Below are 14036 nucleotides of genomic sequence, written 5' to 3' on the forward strand. Positions count from 1 at the left end.
TCATTCTCCCGAACCCGCGTGGCCGGCATGGCCTGCGTGTTCGTGTTCGTTGGCATCCAGGTTTTCACCCGATTCCTTGGAATCATGCGCATCACTGGGGGCGTGGCCCTCGTGCGCTTCATGGGTGGCGGCGTCGGCAGCGGCGGCACCGGCATGCGAGTGCTTCATGCCGTAATGCTTGTTGTCGCCCATGTGCTTGGCGATGACCCAGTCGAACAGGCCTTCTTCGGTCTTGCCGAAGTAGGTGACCGGATACCACTCGGCGTTGCGTGCTTCGCCCAGGGCCTTGAACGAGGCCTTGTCCAGGGTCTGCTCGCCGGCGCGGACCTGGTCCAGCCACTGGCGGTATTCGGCATCGGTGACCGAGTAGGCGGTGAAGTGCATCTTGGCGAAGCCCGCGCCGCTGTAGTGCGAAGACATGCCCGGGAATTCACCGGTCTCGTTGGCGATCAGGTGGAGCTTGGTCTCCATCGCAGCCATCGAGTAGATCATGCTGCCCAGGTGCGGGATGAAGAACGCATTCATCACCGAATCGGACGTGATCTTGAAGTTCAGCGGCGTGTTGACCGGGAACTTGATTTCGTTGACGACCGCCACCTTCTCTTCCGGATAGATGAACAGCCACTTCCAGTCCAGCGAGATCGCCTCGATGGTGACCGGCTTGACGTCCGAATCCAGCGGACGGTACGGATCCAGTGCGTGCGACGAGCGCCAGGTCAGGACCGCCAGCACCAGCACGATCATGCACGGGATCGACCACACCACCACCTCGATCGCCGTCGAGTGGGACCACTTCGGCTCGTAGCGGGCCTTGGTGTTGGAGGCGCGATACTTCCACGCGAAGGTCAGGGTCATGATGATGACCGGGATGACGACCAGCAGCATGAGCACGGTGGCCGTGATCAGCAGGGTCTTCTCATCCTGGCCGATCTGGCCCTTCGGACTGAGGATGGCCACGGCATCGCAGCCGGTGAGCATCACCAGCAACGACAGCAGCAGGCCCGGGCGCAACCAGCGCCCAAGGGTTTTCAACGGAATCATCGGTCGATCCAATTGCGAGGGAATGCCGTTCCCCGTCCCTGCCTGTTCCGGCCAAAGCCGGTCCCACCGGTCCGGAAGACAGGCAGGCAGGTGGGGTCGAGTCAGCCTTTCAATTTTAGGCCGTTACCCATCATTTAAGAAAGGCATTGACATTGATCGAGCGCAGGAAAGGCCCGATTCTGGCTGCGACACGTTGTCGCACCGCGCACGCACGATGGCATCGGCCGGTGATCCGCCGCGCTCGGCAAAGTCGCCTGAACAGATTCAGGTGCGCGGACAGACAGGAACATGGGATGCTCCAGGCAGGAGGGACGCCATGGACAAGATCGACTTCAAGAAGCGCGACCGGGCGCTGTACCAGCCCCCGGCAGGCCGGTTCGTCCAAGTGGAGGTGCCACCGTTGCCCTACCTGATGATCGACGGCCGCGGCGACCCGAATACCGCCCCGGCTTACCTGCAGTCGGTGCAGTGGCTGTATGCAGTGAGCTATGCACTGAAGTTCGCGCTGAAGGCCGAGGGCCGGGACTACGTAGTGCCGCCGCTGGAAGCGCTTTGGACCGCCGACGACCCGGCGAGCTTTGTGGCACGCCGCAAGGACGAGTGGTCGTGGACGGTGATGATCCGTACGCCGGATGGGATCAGCCCAGGGCAACTGGAGACCGCCATCGCCAAGGCGACGAAGAAGCTGGGCGAGACACCGGCTGGCCTTCGTCATAGGGGGCTTGAGGAAGGCCTCTGCCTGCAGACCCTGCATGTGGGCGCCTACGATGACGAAGGCCCGATCCTGGCTCATCTGCACGACGAGCTGATGCCTTCGCTGGGCTACACCTTTGCCGGCCCCCACCATGAGATCTACCTGAGTGATCCGCGAAAGACCGACGCGGCGAGATTGAAGACCGTGCTGCGGCAACCGGTGCGGGCGGTTGGGCCTGACGAGGGTTCTCGCGCATGACCCGAGGAACGTCATGCGCATGATCGAACGACTGCTGCGCTGGACCACCCTGCCCGCCGGGCGCCGGCTGATGGCCGTGCTTGGGGCTACGCTGGTGATCGTGCTGGCCTGCAATCCGGATCTGCTGCCGTTGTTGCCGCTGGTGGATGCGTCGGGACTGGACGTACTGATGCTGTTGCTGGGTGCGCAGGTGGTCGCGGTGCTGCCATGGGTACGCGAGCGGGCCAGCCGCGGGACCAGAGTGCTCGCACGCCTGCTTATCGGCGCATTGGCGGGAGCAGCGGGTGGTTATCTCCAGCAGCTGGCGTGGTGGCTGGCGAAGGATGCGGGGATGGCGCGGCGTTGATGGCGTCGCGCCGCCAATCGGCCAAACAAAAAGCCCCGGTTAAAGGCCGGGGCTTTTCATTGCAACTGGTGCCGGAAACAGGAGTCGAACCTGCGACCTACGCATTACGAACCCGGCCGATAAGTCACGCGAGCAAACAAAGCGGCTAGCAACCGACGGGATAAGCACTACTCGCGCGGAGCGGACCGGCAAGGACCGTCGCCAATGGCACACTGCGCGGGATCTGAGTTCCAACTGTCCAAAAAGCAGTTCCCGAAAGTGACCGGAAGCGACCCGAAAGACCGTAAGTGCCATCTAAGCCTCTACCAGCTTGATATTTGTTCAGAGCATCCCTAGAAATTTCCGGAAAGGTACACTGCCTCATCAATCATTTTTCTCAGGTGCACCAGCGTAGGCAGAAAACCTGAGAGTTCCATGTCGCTAAGCGGTGCTGCGCCAGCATTGACCATCGCAGCAATAGCGGCCTTCGATAGCATCAACGATTTGGTGGGAGCCTTGGGATCGAACACTCGCTCAGGTAGCACAAGAGCAGTCTTCTTAGGGCACTACCCCCTCAACACTCCGTGCGAGTGAATACCCTCGGCATCAAACTCATCCGAGAAGTGCACGCGCCTACGCTCTGACGTGACCCTGGAGGAATCACTTCTCTTGTAGAGTGATCCGATACAGTAATTCCCAGTTACGAACTTTGGCCTAGAAAGGCAGCAGCAAAGACCATTCTTCCGAGTCGAACGTGCGAACCCTCGTTCAGTGAAATTTCCTTGAGGAAGCTCGGGTTGTCGTAGTCAAATATCCCAATGGTCAGCTCTTCGACGTCAACCTTGTTGATCCGATCGCCGGACGGCTTCATGCGACATTGATCGCCGACAGAACGACTTCAATCCCAACATCTGCACATATTCTCAACGCTTGCTCCCGAGCCTCCGCCGGGGAGAGCCGCCCAGCCATCCTCATCGCTTCAGTTGAAAACCCCGCATCGAACGAGATCTTGTTCACCACATCTTCTTGAACGCGGCGATGGAGCTCGATAGCGGGTCCGAGCTTCGTCATGCTCTCGGGGCGCAGCGCACTTGAAGCTTCATGTCCGTCCAGCGATTCGTAATAGTAGAAATTCGAGTACTTCTCAATGAAAGTCTGGGCATCAACGGAGCCCAACGCAAACGCTCTTACAAGCTTCGTCATCTCAATGATCGCAGCTTCAGTTTCCATGATTTACGTCACTCCAACTCATTGTTTTATCGGAAGCCATGGGGTTCCGTCGGCATTGCTTACACCGGGAACGTGACCATGCGGTTGCTGGGCGCGAGGATCAGGATGAGTTGATGGCTTGTGTCCGCCATCTATTCGAACCCCAGTTGGCTGACCGTCAGGCCCTTTTGCCTGAACAAATCGACCATCGGGTGATCTTCAATTCTGCCACCCGGCGGTGTAGGAATCGCGTTCCCCTTGGAATCGACATAGATCGTGCCACTTTCCTTCTGTTCTCCGGCGCTCGATTCACTTTTCGGGGACTGTTTGTCTCTGGCAATTGACCCATCACCTTGCAATGCAGGCAGTCTCGGCGATTCCTCAGACTTCTGAAGTAGGCCTTTTACTGCCCCGTCCAGCTTGTTGCCGATATCCGTTCGCTGCTCGGCTGTCGTGGTTGCATAGTAGGTCACGCCAATAACGATCGGTACAACCACCAGCGGCGCAGCGAGCAAGGCATTCCGCCCATCCGGATCCGTGAACTTGTAGGGATTTCCTGCTGCATAGCGATACCGATTGAACTGCCCAACCGGCTGGTCATACGCCGTGACCGGATCCACCGACAGGAACACACCCAACTGCGGATCCATGTACCGCTGCTGCATGTAGCTCAGCCCGGTGGCCGAGTCGCTCACATGGCCGGTATACCCCGGCCCGTCCATGACCCGACCATCCACCACGGCACCGTACGGCTCGTAGTCATAGCGCTTGATCACGTTGCCGTTGGCATCGCTCTCGGCGACAACCGAGCCCAAGGCGTCCGTGTGAATGTAGGTGACCGTCGTTTGTGCCACTGCGGCTGGTGACAGGCCAAGGCCAATGAGCAGCACGCGGCACAGCCAGGCGCCCAATGCCCCCAGCTTCCGAAATCGTTCTTCAAATCCCCTGAAGCGGGTCGACACACCGCCTGCAGTTCCCCCGAACCTGCGCATCCTTCCAGTCCCTGAAAGAGCCTTGGAGCAAGGCCGGGTATTCATAGCGCAGGAATGACCGCTGCGTTTGCCAGGTCAGGAACAGGGCGCGCGCTAAGCGCCTAGGAAGCCGGCGGGCGAGTAGGCTGCGAGATTCGGAAAGTGGGGGCTGCCAGCCATGGGTCGGCAGTGCCGGGGAGCTCGCATTCCGCCAGGCATGGCCCGGCGCTACCAGAGCACAAAAAAGCCCCGACCAAGGCCGGTGCTTTTCATCCAACTGGCGCCGTAAACAGGAGCCAAACATACGATCTACGCATCTCTCAAAAAACTACGAGAAGGAAAACGCTCAACCAGCGGGAAAATCAGGTAGAACTTCGGCAATGGCCGCGGATATACCACCCACCTCCAAGCCTGCATCGAAAGCCTCAAGGACCAGATATTCACCTGTATATGCATCAAGCCCACCGGACTGGGCCAACGCCCCCCAAACCAGCCGATCAATTGAATGCAAATTCCGCTGATTGTCCATCATCAAGGAGAACAAATCGAACCACTTTCTGTACTCAACGGACTTACCTCGCAGCCAATAGTCTCTAGCCGCGCTCACTGCAGCCAACCTTTCCCCATCAAGGCGATCACCAAGATGATCGCACAATGAAATCGCAAATTTCGCCCTGGCGATATTGCTTTTCTCCAATCCAGCAACATCAAGCAACTCATCAAGACTATCGATTAGCTGGCGAATTCGCGCGCAGGGGACTTTCTCGTTATTCATAGCAACATCCTATAATGGCTGCGTCTTCACCGGAAGAACGGTGCGAACACCTTGGTCCTTCGCCACAGCAGCACAACTGGTACAGGGCTCCATGACTTGCCCGGCTTTTGAACCTACTGCCCTGACCGTCGCCATCGTCGCCCCCTTCAAATCTGCACCTGAGTTCAGCGCCTTGCTCATCGCATCAATTTCTCCACAGCAACCGTGGAATGGAGATCTAATACCGTCGGCCACCCCATCCAGTGATTTCTGGATGGCGGCATTCGAGGCGCCGCCAGGCCCACCGGCGCGCGAACTTGCCCCAACAAAAACCTCACCGGATTCTGTCACGAGCCCCGTAACGCCTCCACCTGCCGCCTTGCTTGCCTGAGCTTCTGCCGATGCAGATCGAGCTGCGCTCAACGCTGCAATCTCCTTGGAGACGAGCTGGCTTGAGATAGTGAGCCGCTGGGACTGGCCGAGCGTAACGATCCCCAGCACTCCTTCCGCGATGGCAACCGCCCCACCTGCTGCTGCCATGCCATAGTTGCCTTGCTCTGCAGATGTGACGGCTGCATCCCAAGTAGCTTGACCAGGGATCGTGTAACGCATCCAAGCGGGACTTTCCGCCCTTCCATCTGGATCAATATATCGGTAGGGATTTCCTGCTGCATAGCGATACCGATTGAACTGCCCAACCGGCTGGTCATACGCCGTGACCGGATCCACCGACAGGAACACACCCAACTGCGGATCCATGTACCGCTGCTGCATGTAGCTCAGCCCGGTAGCCGAGTCGCTCACATGCCCGGTATACCCCGGGCCATCCGTGACCTGACCACCGACCACAGCACCGTAAGGCTCGTAGTCATAGCGCTTGATCACGTTGCCGTTGGCATCGCTCTCGGCCACGACCGAGCCCAGCGCGTCCGTGTGGATGTAGGTGACCGTCGCTTGGGCAATTGCGGCTGGCGACACCCCAAGGCCGAGCAGCAGCACGCAGCACAGCCAGGCGCCGAATGCCCCCAGCTTCCGAATTCGATCTTCACCCCCCCTGAAGCGGGTCGACACACCGCCCGCAGTTCCCCCGAACCTGCGCATCCTTCCAATCCCTGAAAGACCCTTGAAGCAAGGCTGGGTATTCATAGCACAAGAATGACCGGCTGCGGTTGCCACGTCAGGAACTGTGCGAGGAGCTAAGCGCCTGGGAAGCCGGAGGGGGCGAGTAGGCCGCGAGACTCGGAAATTGCGGCTGCCCACCATGGGCTGGCACTGCTTGGGAACTCGCATTCCGCCGGGCATGGCCCGGCGCTACCAGACACAAAAAAACCCCGGCCAAGGCCGGGGCTTTTCATGCAACTGGTGCCGGAAACAGGAGTCGAACCTGCGACCTACGCATTACGAATGCGCCGCTCTACCAACTGAGCTATTCCGGCGGAGCCCGCGATTTTACGGGCTGGGCGCCCCGGCGGTCAATCCACCCGGCTCAGCCCGCTACACCCGGTTCGCACACACCCGCCCCTCGGCAAAGTCCCGCAGGTTCCCCAGCGTGATCGCCGAGATCTCCTGCAGCGCCTCCACGGTGAAGAAGCCCTGGTGGCCGGTCACCAGCACGTTGGGGAAGGTCATCAGGCGCTGGAAGGCCTCGTCGTCGATGATCTCGCCGGAAAGGTCCTGGAAGAACAGCGCGCTTTCCTGCTCGTAGACGTCGATGGCCAGGTGGCCGAGCCGCCGCGACTTCAGCGCGCGGATCACCGCATGGGTATCGACCAGTGCCCCACGCGAGGTGTTGACCAGCATCGCGCCTGGCTTCATCCGCGCCAGCGAGGCGTCGTTGATCAGGTGCTGGGTCTCAGGCGTCAGCGGGCAATGCAGCGACACGATGTCGGCGCGCGCCAGCAGTTCGTCCACCCCCACCATGTCGCCCACCGCGGCAAAGGCCGGCGACGGATACGGATCGTGCCCCAGCACGATGCAACCCATGCCCTTGAAGATGCGCGCAGTGGCCAGGCCGATCTTGCCGGTACCCACGATGCCGACGGTGCGGCCATGCAGGGTTCGCCCGAGCAGGCCATCGAGCATGAAGTTGCTCTCGCGCACGCGGTTGTAGGCGCGATGGGTCTGCCGGTTGAGGGTCATCACCAGCGCCAATGCATGCTCGGCCACGGCTTCGGGCGAATAGGCCGGCACCCGCGCCACGAACAGGTCCAGCGCTTTCGCGGTGGCCAGATCCACGTTGTTGAAACCTGCGCATCGCAGCAGCACGGCCCGCACCCCCACCGCATGCAGGGTGTGCAGCACCGGCGCATCCAGGCGGTCGTTGACGAACACGCATACGGCTGCGCAATCCTGCGCCAGCGCCGCCGAGTGCACGTCCAGCGCCACATCGAAGTACACGAACGCAAAGCCGTCCCCGGCCGCATCGCGCTGGTTCGCCTCACCAAGGAAGCGGCGGTCGTAGGGACGGGCACTGAAGACGGCGATCTGCATGGATGGGCCTGGGTGGAATGCCATACCGACCATACCGCAGCAGCGCCCGCGTTGGGATGGCACCGGCGATGCCGTCATCGCCGGTGCCGGGTGCCACTTAGAACCTGCAGCCCAGGCCCAGCATCACGCCGCTCCGGATCTGCCCGTCGCGGCGCTCGCCCACATAGTCGGCCATGATCGACAACCGTTCGCTGGCGCGGCTGGTCACGCCCGGGTTCCAGGCCAGCACCTGCTCGCCCACCGCCTGGCTGCTGGCGCCGAACACCAGGTCCGGTGCTGCAGCAAAACCGGTGCTGTAACGGGCCTGCGAATCACCCGGCTCCTTCTGCCAGACCACCCGGGCGCGCGGGGTGATGCGCTCGCCGTTGTTGCCTTCGAACATCTTGAACAGCTGCAGGCCCGCACCCACGCGGATGCTCTCCAGGCTGCCGCTGCGACCGATCAGTGCTCCGACGCCCTCCCCTTCATTGAAGCGCGTGGCCGAAGTCCGCGCGTAATCCACCACCGGCAGCAACGGCTGGATCACCAGGCCCTTGCCGGTGGTGAACGAGAACGCATGTTCAACACGTGCGGAGATCGCATCGTTGCTGTACTTCGCGCGCAGGGGCTGCTGCAGGCCATCGATACCGCCGATGCTGCGACGGGTGTCATGCCGCAGATCGGTGTAGCGCACGGCCGCCGACAGATAGCCGCGCGCGTACGTCGCATCGAGGTAGCCGCCCACGTCCAGCGCGCGCACATCTCCGGTGAAACCATAGCCATCGCTGGCCTTGGCGTTGTCCAGCGTGGAGACATTCAGATCAGCCAGCCGCAGCTTGGACAGCAACAGGTCCTGGATGTCCGGGTCACTGAGGTAACCCTGCACCGAGAGCGCACCGATGCCCTGCGGGCCGCGGCTGGATGCGGTGTAGATGCTCTGTGCGACATTGATGTAGGTGGATCGCCAGTCGGTATTCCAGCGCGCGAAATCATCATCGACGAACGCCTGCAGCTGGCGTACGGTGCGCAGGTAGCCGGGATTGATGTCACCGGTCACGTTGGCGGTGACGTTCAGGGTGTCGCCCGGATCGCGGTACCCGTATGCGGTGATGATCCTGTTGCTGTAGATGTCCTGGCCGGGGAACGACTCCAGCTTGCTGCCACTGCCATCGGGGTCGAAGGTGACCGAGGGACCGGTGCCGCGTGCCGGAACGCGCAACACCAGCAGGCCGTTCGGCTTCACCACTTCATACATGGCCTTGTGCAGCAGCCCGGCATCCATGCCACCACCGTAGTTGCCGCTATAGATCTGGGTCATGCGCGGCGACGGCGTGTAGATCACCTTGCCGCCGCTGCTGGCTGCGTGGATCTGCACCGAGTCGATGAGCGGCAGATCGCCGGCCAGATAGCGCTCGACGCCGCCGGACTGCATGATCGAGCAGGACGAGATGCAATTGCCGGACACGATGGTGTTCAGCCCGGAGGTGCGGATGATGCCCTGCAGCCACTCCCCGGCGATCAACGCGCCACCATTGGACGTACGCAGCACCACCTCACGGACCGGTCGGCCTTCGGCCTGTGCCTTGGCCAGCAATGCCGGCAGGGACACCGCGTCGGCGTAGGTCACATCTCCACTCAGGAAGATGCGATCGCCCTGCACGTGATTAATTCGTTGCCATGACGTCATCCACCACGGCTATGGCGGCAACGCCCATCAGCCCGGCCAGGGCCAGGCTCAACGTCGAGTACTTCATGTGTTCTCTCTCCACCCGCAACACGCGGATGGAGCGATCAACGCCGCAGCGGGATGATCTCCCCCAGTGGAACGGATCCTGGAAAATGAATACATTCACAATGGGAATTCGATCGATGCACACTCTTCCCCATCCGGTCATCGTCGCGTAAAACTCGACGACGCATTCGCCACCCACCGTCGAGGCCAGCCCTGTCCACCCCGTCTCCCCTGCTCCATCGCGCTCCGGAGCTATCCGCACCTGCGGATGCCTTCATCGCGTTCGTGCGCGAAGAGCGCGCACCGCTGTGCGCGTTCCTGCGCACGCGGGGGGTTGGGCCTGAGGATGCGGAGGATATCGCGCAGGACTGCATGGAGCGGCTGATCCGCTACCGCGCACAGGGTCCGGACGAACTGCGCCTGCTGCTGTATCGTATCGCCCGCAACCGCCTGGCAGACCGCGGCCGCTCACCGCTGTCGCGGCCGCATCTGCCGCTGGCCGAACACGATGGCAGCGACGAACCGTCCAGTTCCTCGCCCGATCCATTGCGCCAGGCCGAGTCGGGGCAGATGCTGTCCCTGCTGCGGCAGGCCCTGTTCAAGCTGCCCGAACGCGCACGCGAGGTCTATCTGCTCAACCGCATCACCGGCATGAGCTACACGCAGATCGCGCGGCATTGTGGAATTACTGCCAAGACCGTGGAAAAACATATCGCCCGCGCCCTGCAGGGCCTGCGTCAGGAGTTGGGATCGGATCCGCTGCACAACGACAGGGACGGCCAATGAGTGGCACCCCGCACAGGGATGATGCACAGCTGTTTGAACGCGCCAGCGCCTGGGTAGCCCGCCTGGAAGCCCCGGACTGCACATCGGCCGAACGCGAAGCGTTCGAGGACTGGCTGGCCGAAGATCCGGCCCACGTCAAAGCCTGGGTGCAGGCCGAAACCCTGTTCCAGAAGGGCGCTGGGCTTGCGGCTGACCCTTGGCTGCGGACCGCTGCGGCACGCGCGGCGCGTCCGCCGCGCCGGCGCTGGTTGCCGGGCGTGGCCGCTGCTGCCGGTGTCTGCATGGCGATCGGCATCGGCTGGATGGCTGCCGTCGACGGCAACCCGACGCCACAGGTCTACGCCAATGATTCGCACCAGCCACAGCAGCAGACACTGGCCGATGGCAGCGTCGCCATGCTGGATGCTGGCACCACTCTCCGCGCCCGCTTCGGCTGGCGCCATCGTGAGCTGGTGCTGGAGCAGGGCCGGCTGCAACTGCAGGTCGCACCGTCGAACAAGGCGCTGCAACTGCGCGCCGGCGACAGTACGATCCGCGACATCGGCACGACCTTCCAGGTGGAACGCCTGCGCGACGGCCTGGTCGAGGTCGCGCTGCTGGAAGGTGCCGTCGAAGTCAGCAGCGGCGCAGCGCAGCACACGCTGGCGCCCGGCCAGCAGCTGCAGGTTCTGCCTTCCGGCCGTATCCAGCCAGGTCCTGCCCTCTCCTCCACTGCCGCCGCTGAAGGCTGGCTGCAGGGGCAACTGGTGTTCGATGCCACCCCCCTGTCGATCGTGGTCGAACGCATGAACCGTTACGGCCGCACGCCGCTGGTGATCGCCGATCCTGAGATCGCCAGCCTGGCCGTGAGCGGTACCTTCCGTGCCGGCGATGCGCAGGAACTGCTGTCGGCGCTGGAACTGGGGTGGTCCGTGGCTGGCCAGACGCGTCCGGATGGCGCGCTGGAACTGCGCCGCACATACTGAGGAGACCGGCAGTGAAGGCAGGTCCGGGTGCGCTGCAGTGGGGGCTGCTCCGGGCCCTGCTATGCCTTGCCCTGGGCGTTGCCGCAGTACCGATGGCCGATGCCGGCACGCCCGCAGGCACGCTGGCGATCGACGTGGGCGCCGGCCCACTGGTACCGGCACTGCAGCAATGGGCCCGGCAGAGTGGCACCGCCCTGCTGTTCGACGCACGTGAACTGGAGGGTCTGCGCACCGATGGCACCCGTGGCCAGCGCGATGCCAGGGCTTCGCTGAAGCAACTGGTTGCCGGCCTGCCGGTGAACATCCTGCGCACGTCCTCGGGTGCTTTTGTCGTGCGGCGGGTCCATGCCGAGCCTGCCAAGCCGCCGGCAGCGTTCACCGCCCCGCGTCTGCCGCGCCCGCCTCCCAGGTCCGCCGACACGCCGCACGAGGTGGAACTGGCTCCCATCCACGTCACCGGCAGCCGGCTGCCGCGCTCTTCGGTGCAGACCACGCTGCCGGTCACCACCATTGATCGTGACGACATCCTGCGCAGTGGCTACGGCAACCTGTTCGACCTGCTGCGGCACCTGCCCGGCATGAACGGCCATCCTGCCATGAGCACCTCGCGCGGCGGCGATTCGCAGTACCTGCCGGTGGGTGCAGCGGCCACCACCAGCCTCGATGGCATGGGACCGCGGGCGACGCTGTTCCTGGTCAATGGCCGGCGCCTGCCGCGCTATCCGATGGTGTCGCTGGAACAGGGTGGGCTGACCGACCTCGGCGGCATTCCGCTGAGCTTCGTCGACCGCATCGAACTGGTACGCGGCGGTGCCTCGGCCATCTATGGCGCCGATGCCATGTCCGGCGTGGTCAACATCATCCTGCGCGACCAGGCCGATGGGCCCGAAGCCATGCTGCAGACCGGACTCAGCAGCCGTGGTGACGCGGGCCAGTACCGCCTGCAGGCCGCCACGGGCGGCGCGCGTGGCAACGGAGACCGCTGGTTTGCCGGTCTCGATCTGCACCGTGTCGAGCATGTCGCCGGTGACCAGCGTGACTGGCATGCGGAAACATCGCTGTATCCGATCGGCGCGATCCTGGGCAACTGGTACGTGCCCGCGCGGCGCTGCGAGCCGCCCCTGGAGCGGCGCGAGGACGGCTGCTGGTTCGACAGCGCCCGGCCGCGTTCGCTGCAACCGGCCTCGGATACCGCGTCGGCCTACCTGCGCTACCGGCACGAACGGGGTGAGGGACGCTATGCCTATGCCGAGGTGCGGGCCAGTCACAACCGCCAGCGCTTCGACCTGGGCCCGACCGCCGTTGCGGTGGTGTCGCGGGGCATCACCTTCAACAGTGTGCTGCGTGAGGCCGGCAACGTGCGTCCCAAGGTCCGCGCCACCGATACGGACGTCACCTTCGGCATCGGACGTGACCAGGGCCGGCGCAGCTGGGAAGCCGGCATCAGTGCGCAGCGCAGCGAAGTCACCTTGTCCACGGCAGGCACGGTGCGGACGGCGCTGCTGCTTGAAGCAACGCAGGCACGCAGGTTCATTCCCGGCTTCGACGCGCCGCCGGCAGCCGATATGGACGCGCTGTTCCCATCCATCCGCAACCGCGGCAGCACTGCACAGTGGCAGGGCTGGTGGGGCGTGCAGCGTGAGCTGATGGCGATGGCTGGGGGCAATGCGCAACTGGCGACCGGCATCGACCTGCGCCATGAGCGCTGGACCTCGCATCCGGATGCGCTGCTGAGCCAGGGCGACCTTGCATTGGGTTTGCCGCAGCAGCAACGCCGCCTGTCGCGGCAAAGCAGCGGTGTCTATACCGAGCTGGGCCTGCCACTGGCACCCACGCTGCGCGCGGACCTGGCCGCACGCTGGGACCGCGACGACGGCTTCATGGCGTTCTCGCCACGTGCCGGACTGCGCTGGACCCCGACGCCTCACTGGTCGTTCCTGCTGGCCAGCGGACGCGGCTACCGTGCGCCGAGCCTGTTCGAGCAACGGCGCCCCCCGGGCTACTTCGGGTCGATCACGCTTCCGGTGTCCAGTGCCCTTCCTGAATGTGCAATGGCCACGGCCAGTGGCGGCTGCAGCGTCACGGCCAACGTGGTTGAGAACGATGCACTGAAGGCCGAGCGATCGCGCAGCCATTCGCTGGCCGCCACATGGACACCCAACGACACGTTTTCGTTGTCGCTGACCCACAACATCGTGGAACTGCGCAACGAGATCCTCGCCCTGCAGCCAAGCGATGCGGTGTGGAATCGCACCACCTGGGAGCTGGATGACGACGGCTACCTGAGCAGCCTGCGCCTGTCGTTCGACAACATCGGCCGCACCACCTCCCGCAACTGGGTCCTGCGTGGCGAATACCGCATCGACAGCGGCAGCAACGGCCAATGGTTGTTCTCACTCGATGCGCTGAAGCAGCAGGAACTGCGTCGGCGCCGTGACCACGGGGCCGCCGTGGACCTGCGCGGCCATGTGACACCCGAACTGGCTGCGGTGTTGAACGCGCAATGGCAGAACAGCAACTGGGACGTCGCCCTGCGCGGCAACCAGGTTGGTCGCACCCGTGCCTGGCTGCCGGGGGCCGAATGCCCGCAGGATCAGGCCGAACAGAACCACTGCATGAATCCGCGTCAGCTGCGCTTGAACCTGCACCTGGCACGCCGCCTCGGCCCGCGCGTCGTCGCGGCGCTGGACGTGCACAACGTGCTCGACACGCAACCGGTGAACTACCTGGTCGGCAATGGCGGGCAGATGCCGGGGCTGGATGATCCGCTCGGCCGCTACTACCTGCTTACCCTGCAGTTCCGCTGAGCGTAGTAACCTACGCGGCCTGTTC

11 protein-coding genes, 1 tRNA gene and 1 pseudogene are annotated in these 14036 nt (G+C 63.4%); 5 read left to right on the forward strand and 8 right to left on the reverse strand.

All coding sequences use genetic code 11. The features are described 5' to 3' along the window. On the reverse strand, window positions 1-1041 hold the full coding sequence (gene cyoA, locus G370_RS0102985) for a ubiquinol oxidase subunit II (protein ID WP_014646391.1): 1041 nt from the start codon (window positions 1039-1041) through the stop codon (window positions 1-3). 316 nt (window positions 1042-1357) lie between these two features. Here cyoA and G370_RS0102990 point away from each other — a divergent pair, with 316 nt between their 5' ends. Both G370_RS0102990 and G370_RS0102995 read left to right on the forward strand, forming a co-directional pair. After that, window positions 1358-1993, forward strand: a complete 636-nt coding sequence (locus tag G370_RS0102990) for a GyrI-like domain-containing protein (RefSeq protein WP_019659276.1) — start codon at window positions 1358-1360, stop codon at window positions 1991-1993. A 13-nt stretch (window positions 1994-2006) separates the two neighbouring features. Next, window positions 2007-2339: a hypothetical protein gene (locus G370_RS0102995; RefSeq protein WP_019659277.1), complete on the forward strand. Its 333-nt coding sequence runs from the start codon at window positions 2007-2009 to the stop codon at window positions 2337-2339. An 846-nt stretch (window positions 2340-3185) separates the two neighbouring features. On the opposite strand, the gene G370_RS0103005 is transcribed toward G370_RS0102995, so the two are convergent. The 7 genes and pseudogenes from G370_RS0103005 to G370_RS01000000120705 all read right to left on the reverse strand — a co-directional run bounded on the left by G370_RS0103005 (window position 3186) and on the right by G370_RS01000000120705 (window position 9475). Continuing rightward, a complete protein-coding gene (locus G370_RS0103005) occupies window positions 3186-3548 on the reverse strand; it encodes a hypothetical protein (RefSeq protein ID WP_019659279.1) in 363 nt (120 codons plus the stop codon). A gap of 131 nt (window positions 3549-3679) precedes the next feature. Next, entirely contained in the window at window positions 3680-4489 is an 810-nt protein-coding gene (locus G370_RS1000000121975; protein WP_281162040.1) for an RHS repeat domain-containing protein, read from the reverse strand. A 355-nt stretch (window positions 4490-4844) separates the two neighbouring features. After that, a complete protein-coding gene (locus G370_RS0103015) occupies window positions 4845-5273 on the reverse strand; it encodes a hypothetical protein (protein ID WP_019659281.1) in 429 nt (142 codons plus the stop codon). A 9-nt stretch (window positions 5274-5282) separates the two neighbouring features. Further along, a complete protein-coding gene (locus G370_RS1000000121045; protein ID WP_245541196.1) occupies window positions 5283-6323 on the reverse strand; it encodes an RHS repeat-associated core domain-containing protein in 1041 nt (346 codons plus the stop codon). Window positions 6324-6612: 289 nt separating this feature from the next. Further along, window positions 6613-6688, reverse strand: a tRNA-Thr gene (locus G370_RS0103025). A 58-nt stretch (window positions 6689-6746) separates the two neighbouring features. After that, window positions 6747-7742, reverse strand: a complete 996-nt coding sequence (locus G370_RS0103030) for a 2-hydroxyacid dehydrogenase (RefSeq protein WP_019659283.1) — start codon at window positions 7740-7742, stop codon at window positions 6747-6749. Window positions 7743-7839: 97 nt separating this feature from the next. After that, window positions 7840-9475 (reverse strand): annotated as a pseudogene (locus tag G370_RS01000000120705) (autotransporter domain-containing protein). A gap of 209 nt (window positions 9476-9684) precedes the next feature. On the opposite strand from G370_RS01000000120705, the gene G370_RS0103040 reads away from it, so the two are divergent. Genes G370_RS0103040 through G370_RS0103050 form a run of 3 tightly spaced genes read left to right on the forward strand, consistent with a single transcriptional unit; the run spans window position 9685 to window position 14011 of the window. After that, entirely contained in the window at window positions 9685-10239 is a 555-nt protein-coding gene (locus tag G370_RS0103040) for an RNA polymerase sigma factor (RefSeq protein WP_281162041.1), read from the forward strand. Next, window positions 10236-11204, forward strand: coding sequence for a FecR family protein (locus tag G370_RS0103045; protein WP_019659285.1), 969 nt, complete (start codon window positions 10236-10238; stop codon window positions 11202-11204). The genes G370_RS0103040 and G370_RS0103045 overlap by 4 nt, the downstream gene beginning before the upstream one ends. 11 nt (window positions 11205-11215) lie before the next feature. After that, window positions 11216-14011 carry a TonB-dependent receptor plug domain-containing protein gene (locus G370_RS0103050; protein ID WP_019659286.1) on the forward strand — a complete coding sequence of 932 codons (2796 nt, stop codon included), beginning with the start codon at window positions 11216-11218 and terminating at the stop codon, window positions 14009-14011. Window positions 14012-14036 lie beyond the last annotated feature (25 nt).

It is taken from the genome of Stenotrophomonas hibiscicola ATCC 19867, assembly GCF_000382065.1.
GTDB lineage: Bacteria > Pseudomonadota > Gammaproteobacteria > Xanthomonadales > Xanthomonadaceae > Stenotrophomonas > Stenotrophomonas hibiscicola.